We start from the raw sequence: 15,647 nt of genomic DNA, 5'->3' as shown, positions 1-15,647 counted from the left end.
AGTTTGCAGGGATAAAAAAAGCGGACTTGAGAGTCCGCCTTTTTATATCCAAATTCTAAGCAGTTTAGTGACGTACAGCAGTATGCATGGATGCAGTATCCAGCAAGAGTTCAGGATCTTCTGCTTCTTCCGTGGTTTCATTGTTCAGGCGTTTTTGCATCTTGACGACATCCACGTCATTGCCCCATTTAGCCACCACGACCGTGGCGACGCCATTGCCGATCAGGTTGGTCAGGGCACGTGCTTCGGACATGAAGCGGTCTATACCGAGTATCAGAGCCAGGCCAGCGACCGGTACGCCACCGACTGCAGACAGGGTAGCCGCCAACACGATGAAGCCGCTGCCAGTAATGCCTGCTGCACCCTTGGATGTCAGCAATAAAACACCCAGCAAAGTGATTTGCTGCATCATTGTCATCGGTGTATCCGTGGCCTGGGCGATGAATACCGCAGCCATGGTCAGGTAGATGGATGTGCCATCCAGATTAAAGGAGTAACCTGTAGGGATCACCAGGCCAACCACGGATTTTTTCACACCCAGGTTTTCCAGCTTGGCCATCATGCGTGGCAACACTGATTCTGATGAAGACGTGCCAAGTACGATGAGCAATTCTTCCTTGATGTATTTGATGAATTTCCAGATACTGAAACCATGTACCCTGGCAATCGCACCCAGCACCACGAAGATGAAAATCAGGCAGGTCGCGTAGAAAGTCGCCATCAGGAAACCGAGTTGCACCAGTGAGCCAACACCATACTTACCTATCGTAAAAGCCATCGCGCCAAAGGCACCTATGGGAGCAACTTTCATGATGTAACCGATGATGACAAACAAGACGTGGGAAAATTTTTCGACCAGATCAAATACCATCGTGCCGCGTCCGCCAAAACGATGCAGGGCGAAGCCGAAAAATACCGAGATCAGCAAGACTTGCAGTATCTCACCCTTGGCAAAAGCATCGGTGAACGTAGTAGGAATAATCGCCATCAGGAACTCTGTCGTGGTCTGCATTTTTCCAGGTGCGGCGAATGCGGCGATGCTCTTGGTATCCAGTGTTTGCACATCGATATGCATACCAGCACCAGGTTGCACAATATTGACAATGACGAGACCGATGATCAGTGCCAGCGTGCTGACAACTTCAAAATACAGTAATGCCATGCCACCGGTTTTGCCGACTTTTTTCATGTCTTCCATACCGGCGATGCCAACGACTACAGTACAGAAAATAATCGGCGCGATCATCATCTTGATGAGCTTGATGAAGCCATCGCCGAGAGGCTTCATGGCGGTGCCAGATTCAGGGTAAAAATGGCCAAGAAACACGCCCAGTGCAATGGCGGTGATGACTTGAAAATACAGGGATTTGTAGAAGGCTTGAGCTTTCATCCTTGGTCTCCATGGGATGGTATAAAGTCTCGCCTGCATGAAATCATTATGGCGAGCACGTTGCGGAATTTTTTTCCGTCAGTGCAGCCATTATGAAAAATCCGTGGATCAGCCACAATTGTGGCTTTCCACAGTGCTTAAAAATTACGCAGCTTTTTACGTAGAGATTTACGCGGCAATAATTTGTTTTGATGAAGCCTGATGTTGAATAATGCGGCCCAGTAAACGCATCGCATCATCGAGATCCTGGGTATATGGCATGCCACAATTGAGTCGCAAAAAATGATCAAAACGATTTGAATTGGAATACATCAAGCCCGGAGAAACCAGGATACTCTCCTCTAGCGCAGCATCAAAAACAGCACGGGATGAAGTTCCGGTTGGCATCTCTACCCACAACGAAACTCCGCCTGCCGGCATGGTCACGCGCGTGCCTTCCGGGAAGTAAGTGGCAATTGCTTCAGCCATTTTTTCTCTTTGCACGGCGAGGTTGCTACGTAGTTTCCGCAGGTGCCTGTCATAAGCTGATGACAGCAAAAAAGTTGCTGTGACTATCTGTGACAATTCTTCGTTATAACGCGTGTGTGCATACTTCAGCATGTTCACACGTTCTTGCCAGCGTCCTGCCAGTATCCAGCCAACACGCATGCCTGGCGCAAGAATTTTATGCACGGATGCGCAGTAAATCACATTGCCGCTATGGTCCCATTGCTTCAATGCAGTGGGTATCTTGTCGCCATCTGCCAGTGCGCTATAAGAGTCATCTTCTATCAGCGGTATGCCTTGTGCTTCGCACAGCGCCACCAGTTTTTGTTTATGCTGATCGGGCATCATGCTGCCCAACGGATTTTGCAAATGCGGTACCACCACCACCGCCTTGATATTGTCATAGGTACGCATCGCCAGTTCCAGCGCTTCGACAGAAATCCCGGTACTCGGGCTGGTGGGTATTTCCAGCGCCTTCATGCCCAGGCTTTCCAGCACTTGCAAGAGACCATAAAAAGTCGGCGACTCGACTGCGATGACATCACCTGCTTGCGCGACTGCACGCAAGGCCAGGTTCAAAGCCTCGATACAGCCATTGGTGATGATGACCTGATCAGCAGATGTGCTGATGCCGGAATCAAGTGCGCGCTTGGCCAGTGCCGCTTTGAGTTCACGGTTACCACCCGGCGTAATTGTCTTGGTCAGCAGTTCTGGATAGCGGCGCAGGGTACTGACAGTCAGGCTGCGTAATTGCTGGTGCGGGTACAGGGCAGGGCCACCAGTTGCCCGTGCCAGATTGCATTTCACCTGGCGCTGGCCCTGCGCGATGATTTCTGACACCAGTTCATGGATGCCGACAAACTGCGCCGGGTCAATGATCTTGCCTATGGTTGGCTCTTGCGCTGGAATCAGGCGCACCCGGCGTGGTTGCCGCACAAAATACCCTGAACGCGGGCGGGCTTCCAGCCAGCCTTCGGTCTCCAGCTGGCGGCACAGCTGTAACGCAGTGGACAGACTGACGCCGTGCACATGCATGAGCTTGCGCACCGAGGGCATGCGGTCGCCCAGTTTCAGCGTGCCGCAGCGTATGGCATTCAGATAATGCTCGGCCAGTTGCTTATAGAGGGGTAGGTTTTGCATATGTCGATGATGAGATATCAGTCGTTGACTGCACAAATACAGTTGAGGGCAAACTATACAATAACAGATTATATATTTTCTGTCTGATACGATACAGATATGAATTCTCTGTGCCTGTGCAGATCCTGCTGCAAAGACTACCCTGAAAACTGCATTTGTCAGCAGTTTCTCACCTCTTTCAGGAGTCTCATCATGTATAGAAATAGCATCAGGCAGGGTCAGAGCATGCATTGCCTGTTAACAGCAGGTAGCACTTTGTATATAAAGTCAGGGAAGTTACGCCTGATCGCCTTGCCGCAATTTCTGGAAGGAGTGGCCTGGCAGATTGACACCGTGCTGGATGCAGACAGTGTTTACTACTCTGAGCATGGTGGCTGGGTAGAGTTGCAAGCCTTGCAGGCTTGCGATTTGCTGGTGCAAAGACCTGAGCCGACACAGCACTGGCTGCATGTTCTTTCAGGCGCATGGCAAGCATTGCAGGCGGGCTGGCGTCCATCTCCTTAAGGTCTGGAAACGATAGGCTGCAGGTTAGGCTTAATAAGGGCTAGGGGAAAAATTCCTTGAGCAAAAAGCTTTCCAGCTCTGCCGAATCTTCCACACGGGCTGATTTGACCATGACACGGCCCAGTCGCCTGGATTCCCAGTTGAAGTCGCCCTTGTATTCCATGCGTATGATTTCTATCATGCGGCGTACCACTGCCAGGCGCACATCGCCACCCAGTCCTGCATCGACTTCAAAAGACTGTTTGCCGCCAGTAGCCACTATGCGGGTGTTCCAGCCACGGAAAGAAAAACTGGCTACTCGTGTGCCAACGCTGTTCAGTTCAAAGACACCGCTGCCACCACCGCGGTTGGCCGCCTGTTGCATGCTGCGCTTGACATTGGCTTCGGCGACTTCTTGCGGTGTCATGCCACGGCCTGCCTGACGGGCACCTTCATTTTCCTGGGCTGCCGCTTCTTCTGCAGCGCGACGGCGCTCCCGTGCGGCATTGGCCATAGCCATCATATCCATTTCAGGCGGCACATTATTTGCCAGTGGCGGCGGTGGTTGTGGAACGGGTGAATCATTGGTTGGCAAGGGCGGTGGCGCCTTGGGCTGGGTGATGGCGTTTTTGGATGGCGGTACACGCACAGGCTTGGATGGTGCTTTTTCCTTTTTTGGCGCTGTTGCCTGCTTAGGAGCTTGCGCAACCTTGTCCATCAGCAAGACCATAGGAGCAGTGATGCCCGCTTTCTCCATTTTTTTCTTCACTGCGCTCATGTTCAGCAAGAAATACAGCAAGAGTCCATGCACCAGCAAAGCCAGCAAGATACCAAACATATTTGCAGGGCGAAACCGGATATGCAAATGAATCTCACCCGGCTGGGTGATTTCATTCTCAGGCGCTTCTATGCTCAACTTCATGGACTATATGAACCGGTGCAGAATTTCAAGGTGGCAAGCATACCTCAAACTATGCCTGATCCTGTAACAAAGATTGTCTGTTGACCCACTGCTTAACTTGATTATGTTATCGAAATTGAAAAATGCAATAAGTGGTTCAGGGAAATTTCAGTTAACTGAGTCTATTTACCGTGATTGACCAGGGACAAACAAGCAAAACGGCCATGTTTGCCGACAACTGCTTACAAACAGGTAAAGAAAATTTACATGCTGCTGGCACTGGGAGGGATGGAGAGACAGGATGAAAATTTGTTCCATCCTGACAAGGATACGGTATTGCTGTACGGGAATGAGGTCCGCAGACTCAAATCAGGCCGAACCAGCCCAGCGCTGCGCCGCCCGCCAGCAACCACAGCAAATGCAAACGGGTGCGCCAGACCACGATAGTGCAGACTACCGTCATCAACCACAAAGGCCAGTCCTTGCTGGCCTGGTCGTGAGAGGCTGCCATAATCCAGCCTGTTGCCAGCAACAGCCCTATGACAATAGGTGCCATGCCCAGCTTGAAGGCGCGCACACTGCGCAGTTCGCGGTTGGCGTGGCCCCAGCTGGCGGCGACATATGTCAGGGTGGTACTGGGTAAAAGTATGCCCGTCATGGCGACAACCACCCCCAGCAAGCCTGTCCACATACCACCGGCATTCATGCCTACATTCCAGCCCATCAGGGCGATGAACAAGACATTCGGGCCTGGGGCAGCCTGGGCTATGGATACTGAGGCATTGAATTGCGCATCGCTCAGCCAGCCCTGTTGCGCCACCAGATAGCGGTGCATGTCAGGCAGGGTGGAAATCGCCCCGCCTATCGACAGCAAAGAAAGCATCATGTAATGCAAAAACAATTGCAGCCAGTCATGCCAGTTCATACTGATGTGTAAGACATTGTTCAGGGTATCCGGCATTATTTCAGCTTCCTGTAGACAATGATACAAGTGATGGCACCCAGACTGAACAATACATACGCCAGCGGCAAGCGGAAGTAGGCGATGCCGACAAAGCACAATGCACTGAAGAGCAGGGCGGTGGGTCTGCCCAGGGGATTGTTCTTCAGGGCAGGCACCAGCTTCAAGCCGGTAGCGATAATCAGCCCAGCGGTGACGGCGCCCATGCCGCGTAAGGCACTTACCACTTCAGGATGTTGGGAGAACTGGGCATATACCACAGCAAGGGCCAGCACGATCAATAAAGGCACCGACAACATGCCAGCCAGAGCGGCCATGGCACCACCAAAACCAAAATGGCGGTGGCCTATCATGAGGGATAAATTCACGACATTAGGCCCTGGCAAAATTTGTGCGACTGCCCAGTCTTCGACGAACTCTTCCATCGTCATCCAGCGTTTTTTCTCTACCAATTCACGCTGCACGACGGCCAGTACCCCCCCAAATCCTTGCAATGCCAGCAACGTAAAAGAGATATACAAATCCGCCAGGGATTTGGGCCGCTGGCCAGGAGCTTCTGTGGACATGGTGGTGGCAGCCTGTTGGCTTGACATTGGGGCAGGCTTATATTGTAAGGCAGCAGAGAAAATGCTGCTGGGCAAATATTTGACAGCTGCCAATTTCCCTTGGCTTGGTTGCGCTCCATGTCAGGCGTCGTCAACAAAAGGTAAGAACTTGTATCATTTGAAACGAAGTCCTGTACTCGCTTATTTGTCTGCAGGCTTGCGCTACAGTCTTTTTTATTTCAGTGGTCATGATCATGAGCGACGACAAGATATTGATGTTTTCAGGTGAAAGCCTGGCTATGCAAGAGGCGGCAAAACAGGCGCGTAATACCTTTAAATATTTCTGGCGGGAGCTGTCCTGGGAATACCGGCGCATCATTCCTGGCCTGGGACTGGCTGCTGTCAAAGTCGCGTTTCCTACGAAGGCTGTTGGTGACGGGCCTGAGGTCGAGCATATGTGGGTGAATGACATACAGTTTGACGGTGAAATCATTTCCGGTATCTTGCTGAATTCGCCACAATGGTGTGACAACATTGCTGCTGGTGACAATGTCAGCGTGTCACTGGCCGAAATTGGTGACTGGATGTACACGATAGGCGGCAAGGTTTATGGCGGGTTCAGTATAGATGTGATGCGCCAGGAAATGCCAGACTCAGAGCGTGAAGAACATGATCAAGCCTGGGGACTGGATTTTGGCAAACCCGGTGAAGTGTTTATCGTTCCTGCACAAACTCAGGAAAAGCAGGGCTTTTTATCTGGCTTGTTCGGCAAGAAAGAACTGGCGGCAGTGGCGCATACCGGAGATTTGCCCGAACATCCCATGAGTGAAAACATGGTTGAGAAAATGGACGAGGGCTTGCGTGACGACCCTTCGTTCACCCGTAGTGTTGATGAAAATGGCTGGACACTACTGCAAAAGGATGCACTGGCGGGCAATCTTGCACCCGTGACTTTACTGGTGAAACACGGTGCCGACCTTGGTGCTGTCAATCCCAGAGGCGAGACTGCACTTGATCTGGCCCGCAAAATGGGCTGGCCCAGAATTGTGGCTTTTCTGGAACAAAAGCTGCATTAATAGAAGTTACCCTTGTCTGTGATGCGCCCGTATGCGGGCGCGCCATTCGCCCAGCACGGTCAGAGCGCTCTGGAATTCTTTTTCTATCAGGTCAGCTTCGGCATCGGTAATCACGCCATCCAGCAAGGCAGTTGAGACTGCCTCAGCCACATCACCAACCCGGCTCATGACGCGGCACACGGTTTGCGACAAATCATCTTCACGGATTTCATGTGGTTCCGGGATGGAAAAAGCGGCCATGCCATGCCGGCTTAAGAGAGCATGCAGAGGCAGATGGGCCTCTTTGACTCCGGCGTCCTGGCAATGTTCTATGATGATCGAGAATTCTTCAAAAGACGGGTAATGGGTTTCTATGCCAGGGGCCAGCTTGTTGCGCAAGACATTCACCGAGACTTCCATACGGATTGCCAGGGCTTCCAGGCCACCAGGGTAGGCGCGCGCGATCTTGTACAAGGCGTCGTGCTGGTTCATATCCGAATATTTGCGTGTCATGCTGAGTTCCTCATTGATTTTTGAGCAGGAAGCATTGTACAGAGGGCCAGACAATACTCCCATAGATGTAACATGGATGCAAAAAAGGCCACACTCAGGTCTGGGCGGCTATTCTCCGGGTCAACAATGTCAGCCAGCGGTCCGCCCCGCTGACTTCGCTGATGACCTGAGCATAATCACAAACGGTGCGGGCTGCGCGTTCCAGCAATTGTATATCTGCTTCATGCTGGCGTGCCACATGCGGGTCTTCCAAGAACAGGATGCGGCGTATCTGCCTGTCAAGTACCAGTTCTGCCAGTTGCGCATCGCCACCCAGGGGGCCAGACAGATAAGGGGTCACCCAGTTCTTGCCAGCTTCTGTTCCCTTGATTTTTTGTGCCAGCTGGTTCAGCAAGCCGCCAGTAGTGCCTGTTGCGTAGCGGTGGCCGAAACTGTCGAGCAGTTCGAAATGTTTCTCTGCCATGACCAGCATGCTTTCTTTCATTGCATCATGGGCGATCAGGGCGATGCCCTCATTTTTTAATTCAAAACTCGGGTTCAGCTTATTGTCTATGGCGGCACCTGCAGCCGTGGCTTCCAGTTCCAGCCATTCCCTGGCGCTGGCTAAAGTTGCCAGGAAGGGTTTGCGGTGGATTACGCACTGGCGCTTGAGCGCCTGGGCTTCCGGGAAAATCGAAGAGGGGTCAACCGGATCAATCAGGTAGATCACTGCATCCACCGCCCTGGCTGGTTCCTTGTCGACGACCCGCGATACAAGTTTCATCAAGCCTCCTTCACGGCCATAAGGGAAACGCTCGACCACAGGGCAACTGTCAACCAGTCCATGAGAAATGATGGCGTCCAGCGTGCGCCCGACGATCACCATTTCTGCTTGCAGATGTTGCAGTGACGGCCCGCTGCCATGCAGGAGCTGCACCAAGGCAGAATTGGGGGCGTCCTGGTGAGAACGGTTGGCAATCAATCCTATGCGTAGCTTTTTCTGCGAGGTCACTGTATCTGCTTTCATGGCGGGTGGAAAAATTGTTTGCCCCGATAGTTTACTCCCAGACTGCCTGTGCGGGCAGTCTTCAGGCTACATTTTGTTACCTAATCCAACAGTGGTGACACACGCGTTTTCGCAGACAGGCGTAGCATGTATAGCCATGCGGTAAAACAGGTGAGGATAAAATGAAAAAATGGCGACATCTGCTGATGGTGCTCATGATCATGCTGACCTGCGCTTCGGCTTTGGGTGATGATGATCTTGATGATGAAATGCAAGTCAGGCGCTGGGCGCTTCTAGGGGATACCCAGGCGCAAAATATGTTGGGTTTGCTGTATCTGGAACCCGACGCCAACCTGCAAAATGTGCAAGAAGCCGCTTACTGGCTGGAGCAGGCTGCTGATCAGGGCCACGCTGGTGCACAAACCAATCTGGGGGTCTTGTATCTGACTGGCGAGGGTGTGGAGGCTGACGAGAGCATGGCTTTCAAACTGTTTCGTCGCGCCGCCTTACAAGGGCTGACTTCTGCTCAACTGGCGCTGGGTTATATGTATGCCACAGGCAAAGGTGTCGATGCCAATCCTGAAGAAGCGGTATTCTGGTACCAGCAGGCTGCCCAACAAGGTAATGCCAGTGCTCAGCATCATTTGGCCCTGGCTTATGAAGAAGGCGCAGGGATAGAAAAAAGCACAGATCAAGCTGCCCATTGGGAAATGCAGGCTGCAAATCAGGGTTTGTCCACTGCCCAGTTTCAAATGGGTTTGCGCTATCTGCATGGCGAAGGGGTAGAAAGGGACATGCTGACGGGTTACCATTATTTACTCAAAGCCAGCCTGAAAGTCGGCAGTAAAGCCATGGATAGCCGTGAATTGGTCAGCAATGAGCTGACCAGTGAGCAAATTGCTGAAATCCGCGATGATTCCCGCTATTGGAGAATGCATTTTTGAGCTTGAAAAGCAAGGCTGCTGAAAAACAAACGCAGAGCGGACGCCGCATTCTTTCATGCGACGTTTTTTTTCAAGCCGAGGCTGGCGACTTCAGGAAAGATTCAACGCAGATAGCGTTGTTCAAGTTCATCTGCTGACATGGCTTGAGAAAAAAGATACCCCTGCATTTCATCACATTGCCTTTGCTGGAGGAATTCGCGTTGCCTGTCGGTTTCCACGCCTTCGGCAATCACACGCAATTTCAGCGCATGGGCCAGGTGGATGATGGCGGTGACGATGGCGACATCACTTTCATCAACAGGCAAGTCGCCAACAAAAGAGCGGTCTATCTTGAGCTTGTAAATAGGGAAGCGCTTCAGATAGCTGAGACTGGAATAACCAGTGCCAAAATCATCAATCGCCAGTTTGACGCCCAATGCTGCCAGGGATTCCAGTTTTTTCAGGGCATCTTCAACATCCTTGATGAGGATGGATTCTGTCAATTCCAGTTCTATGCAATGCGGTTGCAACGCATGCTCATGCAAGGCGGCGGCAATACTGTCGACAAAATTGGCTTGCTGAAATTGCAGGGCAGAGACATTGATTGCCACCCGCATGGATTTGCCATCCCGGTTCCACAAAGCTGCTTGTTTGATGGCCGTTTGCATGACCCAATTGCCTATCGGTACAATGACGCCGGATTCTTCTGCCACCGGGATGAATTGCACCGGGCTGACTTCGCCCAGATCCTTGTCGGTCCAGCGCAGCAAGGCTTCCACCCCCAGCATCTTGCCAGTCGCCAGCTCTACTTGTGGCTGGTAATGCAGGCGGAACCGCTGGTGTTCCAGGGCCTGGCGCATGGCGTGATCGAGTTTCATGCGCGACAGTAAGCCTATATTCATTTGCCGCTGGTAAAAGCGGAAATCGGAACGCCCGCGCTCCTTGACATGATACATGGCGCTATCGGCATTCTTGATCAGGTCGGCCATGCTAATCCCATCCTCAGGGTAAAGGGCAATCCCTATGCTGGCGGTGACGGTAAAGTGCATGCCATCAAGTGAAAACGGGGCAGACAATTCTTCCAATACTCTTCTGGCACAAATTTCTGCGCCCTCGCCATTAGCTTCATGCAGGAGCAAGACAAATTCATCCCCACCCAGGCGGGCCGCCGTATCCACCTGGCGTATGCATTTCTTTAATCTTTCAGTCACTTGCTGCAAGACACGGTCACCAAAAGGATGGCCAAGGGAATCATTGATTTGTTTGAAATGATCGAGGTCGAGGAACAGCAGGGAAAATGTGGAATTATTACGGCTGGAAATGGTAATGGCTTGTCGTATGCGTTCTTCCAGCAATAAGCGGTTAGGCAAGCCAGTCAAAACATCCAGGAATGCCAGTTCTTCAATTCTCTGCTTGGCTGTATGGGTTTCTGTCCTGTCCTTAAAAAAGCCTATGTAATTCAGTGCAGCGCCAAACTCATCCTGTACCTTGACCAGAGATATCATGCACAGATAGGCATGGCCATTCTTGCGCCTGTTCCAGAGTTCTCCCTCCCAAAAGCCCAAATTGTCGAGTTCTTTGAGCAGGTTTTCAACTTGAACAGCATTGCCTTCTTCTGAAAAAAAATCCCTTGGTGTTTTGCCCAGCATTTCTTGTTCTGTATAACTGCTGAGGCGCTCGAAACTGGGATTGGTGGTGACGATTTTTTGCTCGGCATCGGTAATGAAAATTGCATCGGTACTCGACTCAAATACTTTGGCCGCCAGACGCAAACGCGCTTCATCTGCCAGGCGCTGGGTAATGTCGCGATAAGAATACACACGCCCTATCGGCCGGCCACGCGCATATTGCGGCAGGGTGACTCTTTCCAATGTCTTGCCTGAGCGTAGTGTCAATACATCGGTCGCTTCCATCAGTGGCGAGCGACTGATGGTACCGAGGCGCTCTTCATACTGACTGGCATCGTGCATGCACGCGTCCATCCAGGCATAAATGGCGCCATCGTCGCGCTGGGTCAGCAGCTCATCTGGCAAGCCCCATAATTCAGCAAACAAGTGGTTGTAGCTGCGGATGGCGCCATCAAGATCAGTGACCAGTATGCCGTCAGCTGTAGATTCCAGAGTGGCGCGTAGTTCAGCGATCAGTTTTTCCAACTCATTTTCGACCCGGCGCTGGTTGGAATGGTCATTGATAGCGACTACATAGACCGAACTATCCACGCCGGTCCTGATCAGGGTGACACGTCTTTCCACCTGGACTATGCTGCCATCGGCACGTTTCAGCATGGTTTCGGAATGGATGTTTTCGGACAGGCCAGCAGCCACATCCTCCCAGAAAAACACGTCTTCAGGTGCGACTGCAAGTTCAATAACACCTTTGCCTAACAGACTGCTAGATCCGACTTGCAGCAATTGGTGGATGGCCTGGTTGGCCGCAACGATGCGCAATTGTATGGGATCAACCAGGATAATGGCTTCCAGCAAGCCTTCTATCATCGATTGCCAGGGATGGGCCTTCATGTCGCAGCTCCATCTTCCTTTTGTTGCTCGATTTCCAGACCGCGTTCAAAGAAATAGCATAGCCGTTTGCGTGGCGACAGATAATCATAGGCTGCCTTGGGCAATTGCAGAGGTTTCAGGCTGCGGTGTATGCACAGGGTATTTTCATGCTCCAGATTGATGACCAGGGCTTCATCGCGAGGTACGGCAGAATTATGGATGACCACCTTGGGTTTGATGGGGCGGGCCGAATTCACCGAGACCACCATGGCATATCGCTCATCGGTCAACTGCACCACCGAGCCTGGCGGATAAATACCCATCATGCGTATGAAAGCCGTCAGGGTGGGAATATGAAAACGTGGCTTGTGCTGGGTAAAAATCTGCGACAAGGCTTCATGCGGGGTGATGGCAAACGCCGGATTGGCAGGGTTGCAAAGATTGTCGTAATGATTGACCAGTGCGATGATACGGCTTATAGCACTGAGTTTATCGCCCTGCACATGGCTGGGGTAGCCAGTACCATCGGCATGCTCATGATGTTGGGCAATGGCCAGCAAGACATTGGCCGATAAGCCCATCTTGCGCGCCAATGCCAGGCTGTGCAGGACGTGCTCATGGTAAAGCTGGCGCTCGGCATGATTGAAGTGCTCATCCTGCCAGCGCAGTCGGTCTGGTAACTCCATTTTGCCTATGTCATGCAGCATAGTCGCTACACCCAGGTCAAGCATGTCTGTTTTGCTGAGATGCAGTGTTCGTCCCAGCAAGAGTGATATGACCGTCACATTGATGGAATGTAGCGAAGTTTTTTCACCGGCTTTTTCGGACAACAGGCGTATCGCGGCCTCGTCTTCTCCCAAAATCTCACCAAGAAAACCTTGTATCAGTTGCTCAGTCAATTCCCTTGCCTGGGCCGGCTGGGAATGCACCAGTTCAGTGACTTGCTTGAAGGTTTGTGCCGCATGGCTGAATTGCCGCTCACAGACTTGCAGACTGGCTTGCTGGTTGGCCAGCAATTCCCTCCTTTGTCTGGCGGCAAACGCGCCGGGACTTTCGATAAGCTTGTTTTCTTGCTGAATCTGAGCATCATCGGTCTTGGTACTGGTTTCCGGGCTGCTCTTGTCCGGTGCATAGCGCACGCGCTCCAGACCCAGCGAACGGATGGTCTCGATTTGTGCATTGTTGCTGATTTTGAAATTGGAAACAGGAAATGGATGATCCATCCAGCCCACATCGAGATAGACAAACATGCCTATGCGAAGCTGGCTCAGTTCAATAAACTGTGTATGAAGATCAGTCATGACACGGGTTTCCCAAAATGTGACTTTTGAGTAAAAATCTGCAGGCTAGGCGTCTGTGTGCCATACAACCACCAGCCACAGTTCATTCCATGTTACATCAGCTTTTTACTCACCCATCCAGAATTCCGGCTGACTGTGGGGTTTACGTCTTAAATACAGCGAATTTTGATCTGAGTTCGGTCTTATCTGACGATAATCGCCGATTTTGTTTTACTTTATTCAAGGTTTTGCGCATTCACAGGCGTCATTGCCCTTGTCAAAAATTATACGCCAGACGCCAGGGCTTTCCTGTCGCCAGATGGAGGTGAAGGTGGCCAGCAGTTTGCCTTGCGGGTCGCGCACTGGTCCGCTGCTAAGTGCCAGCTTGCCCGAGTTTAAGACTTCCACGGTTTCCGGCGTCCAGGAAAAAGGGGCTGCTGGCGTGTCATAAAAGCGTTTCCAGGCTGCCGCCACTTCCTGTTTGCCATGCAAAACCTTTTTACCAGAAAAAAAGATCGTTTCTTCCGCCAGAAACTCAGTGAAAGCCTTGTGGTCGCGGGCTTCCATGGTTTTGGCAAAGGCGGTTTCTGCTTGCATGACTTGGGTGATCAGGTCAGTCCGTTCATCCGCTGCCTGTGCGTGCTTGACCAGCAAGCTGGCGGCGATCAGCAAGGCAAATAAGTATCGATGCATGGAACACCTCTACAATCAAGAACAGCAAATCGTTTAAAAGAAGCTGGCTATCTGCTCCAGTGGTTTTTTCTGTATATTCGGCACCATGCAATCATCTGCCGGATAGCCGACTACCAGCAAGATATATGGCTTTTCATTGTCCGGTCTGTGCAATAACTGGTTCAAAAATCCCATGGGGCTGGGTGTATGTGTCAGCGTTGCCAGGCCAGCATGATGCAGGGCCGAGATCAAAAAGCCGGTAGCAATCGAGACGGACTCAGGTACATAGTAATTTTTGACCGCACTGCCATCATCCATCATGGTGGCTTTTTGTCCAAAGATGGCGATCAGGTAAGGTGCGGTTTCTAAAAAGGGCTTTTCTGCATCCGTACCTAGCGGGGCCAGCGCATCTTTCCATTCCTGCGGCGCACGGCGCTCATAAAACTCGCGTTCTTCTATCTCGGCCTCAACCCTGATCTTGTGCTTGAGTGCTGTGTCGGTGACGACTGCAAAATGCCAAGGCTGGTGGTTGGCACCTGATGGCGCCGTGCCAGCAGTCAGCAGACAGGCTTCTATGACGGCGCGTGGCACCGGGCGAGCCGAGAATTCACGTATCGTCTTGCGTCGCTTCATGTCCTGATAAAAGCTTTGCGCACGTTCCAGCATTTCAGTTTCAGGGTAAGACTGGTAAGTCGACAGCGGGATGAATTGCGGCGATCCTTGATTGAATGAAAGTTTGCTCATGGCTTATTCCTGACAAGCTGGGTGGACAGTGGGGGAAAACAGACTTAATCGTTGCGGTTTTTTCTGAATGCCAACCAGCCCGCAATGACGGTAAAAGTGGCGACGATGGCGACCACGATCCAGAAACCATCTTCATGCTGGGCCAAAGGTACACCACCTACATTCATGCCCATCAACCCGGCAATGATATTGATGGGCAGGGCCAGTACCGTTACTATCGTCAGGACGAACAGGGAGCGGTTGTTTTGTTCATTGACGCTGGCAGCGATTTCTTCCTGCAAGAGCTTGATGCGCTCTTGCAGTGATGCCATATCGCTCAGGACGACGGCAAATTCTTCAGTGGACTGGCGCAATTCCTGGACATCGCGCTCTGCCACCCAGACCGGTGGTCTTTGTAGCAGGCGAAACAGGGCGGCAGGCTCAGGTGCCAGCAATCTTTGCAAGCGCACCAGTACGCGGCGCAGTTCGCCCAGGTTGGCGCGTTTATGATTCAGGCGGTCAGCCAGCAAATGGTCTTCGATATCATCAATTTTCTTGATGACATTACGTACTATGCCTATCAGCACGTCGGCCTGGTCGCGCAGTAAATGGGTCAGTAATTCTGTTGGCGAGCTGAAATGCTCGCCCTGGTTCACCGCATTGCGCAGCCGGTCTACCGATTGAAGGGGTTTGCGCCTGGCGCTGATCATCACGTTACTGCTGACATTCAACCATAGGGTGGCAATGTCCGAGGCTTCGAAGGCAAAATCATGCAAGACATCATTGACCACCGCGATCAGGCTGTGATCGGCATGTTCAATGCGGGTGGAGCGTGAACCTTCATGCAGGGTATCGAAAAATTCTTCAGGCAGGGCGGCATGTTCATGTAGCCATTTTTCTGCAGTGACATTCGACAAATTGAAATGCAGCCAGATAAAAGTGTCGTCCGTGGCACTGTGCCGTGACTGCAGCCAATCGATAGCTTCGCTGGTGTACATGGGTTTGCCGGGCTGGGCAGGTGCAAAGACATATCCACAAATCAATCCTGACTGATCTGAACCATATGATAAGTGTTCTGTTTGCATTGACTGT

General features: G+C 51.8%; 15 protein-coding genes. 3 read left to right on the top strand and 12 right to left on the bottom strand.

Annotated features, from left to right (window positions below; all coding sequences use genetic code 11):
- Window positions 1–64: 64 nt before the first annotated feature.
- Together Q8K39_RS14335 and Q8K39_RS14330 are read right to left on the bottom strand one after the other, a co-directional pair.
- Window positions 65–1,390 carry a dicarboxylate/amino acid:cation symporter gene (locus Q8K39_RS14335; protein WP_186954472.1) on the bottom strand — a complete coding sequence of 442 codons (1,326 nt, stop codon included), beginning with the start codon at window positions 1,388–1,390 and terminating at the stop codon, window positions 65–67.
- A gap of 168 nt (window positions 1,391–1,558) precedes the next feature.
- Window positions 1,559–3,016 (bottom strand): PLP-dependent aminotransferase family protein, encoded by a 1,458-nt coding sequence (locus tag Q8K39_RS14330; protein WP_305261184.1) that lies wholly within the window; start codon window positions 3,014–3,016, stop codon window positions 1,559–1,561.
- Between the two features lie 192 nt (window positions 3,017–3,208).
- On the opposite strand from Q8K39_RS14330, the gene Q8K39_RS14325 reads away from it, so the two are divergent.
- Complete coding sequence (locus Q8K39_RS14325) at window positions 3,209–3,520, top strand: hypothetical protein (protein ID WP_305261182.1); 312 nt, start codon at window positions 3,209–3,211, stop codon at window positions 3,518–3,520.
- A gap of 40 nt (window positions 3,521–3,560) precedes the next feature.
- On the opposite strand, the gene Q8K39_RS14320 is transcribed toward Q8K39_RS14325, so the two are convergent.
- The 3 genes from Q8K39_RS14320 to Q8K39_RS14310 form a co-directional block, all read right to left on the bottom strand.
- Window positions 3,561–4,421 (bottom strand): hypothetical protein, encoded by an 861-nt coding sequence (locus Q8K39_RS14320; protein ID WP_305261181.1) that lies wholly within the window; start codon window positions 4,419–4,421, stop codon window positions 3,561–3,563.
- Window positions 4,422–4,764: 343 nt separating this feature from the next.
- Window positions 4,765–5,361 (bottom strand): chromate transporter, encoded by a 597-nt coding sequence (locus tag Q8K39_RS14315; RefSeq protein ID WP_230413757.1) that lies wholly within the window; start codon window positions 5,359–5,361, stop codon window positions 4,765–4,767.
- Window positions 5,361–5,954, bottom strand: a complete 594-nt coding sequence (locus tag Q8K39_RS14310) for a chromate transporter (protein ID WP_305261179.1) — start codon at window positions 5,952–5,954, stop codon at window positions 5,361–5,363. Before Q8K39_RS14310 ends, Q8K39_RS14315 begins: the two co-directional genes overlap by 1 nt.
- A gap of 206 nt (window positions 5,955–6,160) precedes the next feature.
- On the opposite strand from Q8K39_RS14310, the gene Q8K39_RS14305 reads away from it, so the two are divergent.
- Complete coding sequence (locus Q8K39_RS14305; RefSeq protein WP_186954477.1) at window positions 6,161–6,982, top strand: DUF2314 domain-containing protein; 822 nt, start codon at window positions 6,161–6,163, stop codon at window positions 6,980–6,982.
- Window positions 6,983–6,988: 6 nt separating this feature from the next.
- On the opposite strand, the gene Q8K39_RS14300 is transcribed toward Q8K39_RS14305, so the two are convergent.
- Both Q8K39_RS14300 and Q8K39_RS14295 read right to left on the bottom strand, forming a co-directional pair.
- On the bottom strand, window positions 6,989–7,474 hold the full coding sequence (locus tag Q8K39_RS14300) for a phage regulatory CII family protein (RefSeq protein WP_186954478.1): 486 nt from the start codon (window positions 7,472–7,474) through the stop codon (window positions 6,989–6,991).
- A gap of 94 nt (window positions 7,475–7,568) precedes the next feature.
- Window positions 7,569–8,465, bottom strand: a complete 897-nt coding sequence (locus tag Q8K39_RS14295) for a methylglyoxal synthase (protein WP_305261176.1) — start codon at window positions 8,463–8,465, stop codon at window positions 7,569–7,571.
- Between the two features lie 176 nt (window positions 8,466–8,641).
- Between Q8K39_RS14295 and Q8K39_RS14290 the strand changes: the two genes are divergently transcribed.
- Window positions 8,642–9,403, top strand: a complete 762-nt coding sequence (locus tag Q8K39_RS14290; RefSeq protein ID WP_305261174.1) for a tetratricopeptide repeat protein — start codon at window positions 8,642–8,644, stop codon at window positions 9,401–9,403.
- A 101-nt stretch (window positions 9,404–9,504) separates the two neighbouring features.
- Here Q8K39_RS14290 and Q8K39_RS14285 read toward each other — a convergent pair whose 3' ends face one another.
- From Q8K39_RS14285 to Q8K39_RS14265, 5 genes are all read right to left on the bottom strand, one after another.
- Window positions 9,505–11,901: a bifunctional diguanylate cyclase/phosphodiesterase gene (locus Q8K39_RS14285; protein ID WP_305261173.1), complete on the bottom strand. Its 2,397-nt coding sequence runs from the start codon at window positions 11,899–11,901 to the stop codon at window positions 9,505–9,507.
- Window positions 11,898–13,181, bottom strand: coding sequence for an HD domain-containing phosphohydrolase (locus Q8K39_RS14280; RefSeq protein WP_305261171.1), 1,284 nt, complete (start codon window positions 13,179–13,181; stop codon window positions 11,898–11,900). Before Q8K39_RS14280 ends, Q8K39_RS14285 begins: the two co-directional genes overlap by 4 nt.
- Before the next feature lie 219 nt (window positions 13,182–13,400).
- Window positions 13,401–13,853 carry a nuclear transport factor 2 family protein gene (locus Q8K39_RS14275; protein WP_305261170.1) on the bottom strand — a complete coding sequence of 151 codons (453 nt, stop codon included), beginning with the start codon at window positions 13,851–13,853 and terminating at the stop codon, window positions 13,401–13,403.
- Window positions 13,854–13,886: 33 nt separating this feature from the next.
- Window positions 13,887–14,576 carry a nitroreductase family protein gene (locus tag Q8K39_RS14270; RefSeq protein ID WP_305261169.1) on the bottom strand — a complete coding sequence of 230 codons (690 nt, stop codon included), beginning with the start codon at window positions 14,574–14,576 and terminating at the stop codon, window positions 13,887–13,889.
- Window positions 14,577–14,620: 44 nt separating this feature from the next.
- On the bottom strand, window positions 14,621–15,640 hold the full coding sequence (locus Q8K39_RS14265; RefSeq protein ID WP_186954485.1) for a transporter: 1,020 nt from the start codon (window positions 15,638–15,640) through the stop codon (window positions 14,621–14,623).
- Between the last annotated feature and the right edge of the window lie 7 nt (window positions 15,641–15,647).

Origin of the sequence: Undibacterium sp. (genome assembly GCF_030683615.1) — a bacterium.
In the GTDB taxonomy this organism is placed as follows: domain Bacteria; phylum Pseudomonadota; class Gammaproteobacteria; order Burkholderiales; family Burkholderiaceae_D; genus Undibacterium; species Undibacterium umbellatum.
The sequence above is the reverse complement of the archived record's forward strand: the minus strand, read 5'-3'. Positions and strand labels throughout refer to the sequence as shown.

Coding starts and splice junctions, on each gene's coding strand:
- Q8K39_RS14335 (WP_186954472.1), bottom strand. CDS start 1,390: ATGAAAGCTCAAGCCTTCTACAAATCCCTGTATTTTCAAGTCATCACC.
- Q8K39_RS14330 (WP_305261184.1), bottom strand. CDS start 3,016: ATGCAAAACCTACCCCTCTATAAGCAACTGGCCGAGCATTATCTGAAT.
- Q8K39_RS14325 (WP_305261182.1), top strand. CDS start 3,209: ATGTATAGAAATAGCATCAGGCAGGGTCAGAGCATGCATTGCCTGTTA.
- Q8K39_RS14320 (WP_305261181.1), bottom strand. CDS start 4,421: ATGAAGTTGAGCATAGAAGCGCCTGAGAATGAAATCACCCAGCCGGGT.
- Q8K39_RS14315 (WP_230413757.1), bottom strand. CDS start 5,361: ATGCCGGATACCCTGAACAATGTCTTACACATCAGTATGAACTGGCAT.
- Q8K39_RS14310 (WP_305261179.1), bottom strand. CDS start 5,954: ATGTCAAGCCAACAGGCTGCCACCACCATGTCCACAGAAGCTCCTGGC.
- Q8K39_RS14305 (WP_186954477.1), top strand. CDS start 6,161: ATGAGCGACGACAAGATATTGATGTTTTCAGGTGAAAGCCTGGCTATG.
- Q8K39_RS14300 (WP_186954478.1), bottom strand. CDS start 7,474: ATGACACGCAAATATTCGGATATGAACCAGCACGACGCCTTGTACAAG.
- Q8K39_RS14290 (WP_305261174.1), top strand. CDS start 8,642: ATGAAAAAATGGCGACATCTGCTGATGGTGCTCATGATCATGCTGACC.
- Q8K39_RS14285 (WP_305261173.1), bottom strand. CDS start 11,901: ATGAAGGCCCATCCCTGGCAATCGATGATAGAAGGCTTGCTGGAAGCC.
- Q8K39_RS14280 (WP_305261171.1), bottom strand. CDS start 13,181: ATGACTGATCTTCATACACAGTTTATTGAACTGAGCCAGCTTCGCATA.
- Q8K39_RS14275 (WP_305261170.1), bottom strand. CDS start 13,853: ATGCATCGATACTTATTTGCCTTGCTGATCGCCGCCAGCTTGCTGGTC.
- Q8K39_RS14270 (WP_305261169.1), bottom strand. CDS start 14,576: ATGAGCAAACTTTCATTCAATCAAGGATCGCCGCAATTCATCCCGCTG.
- Q8K39_RS14265 (WP_186954485.1), bottom strand. CDS start 15,640: ATGCAAACAGAACACTTATCATATGGTTCAGATCAGTCAGGATTGATT.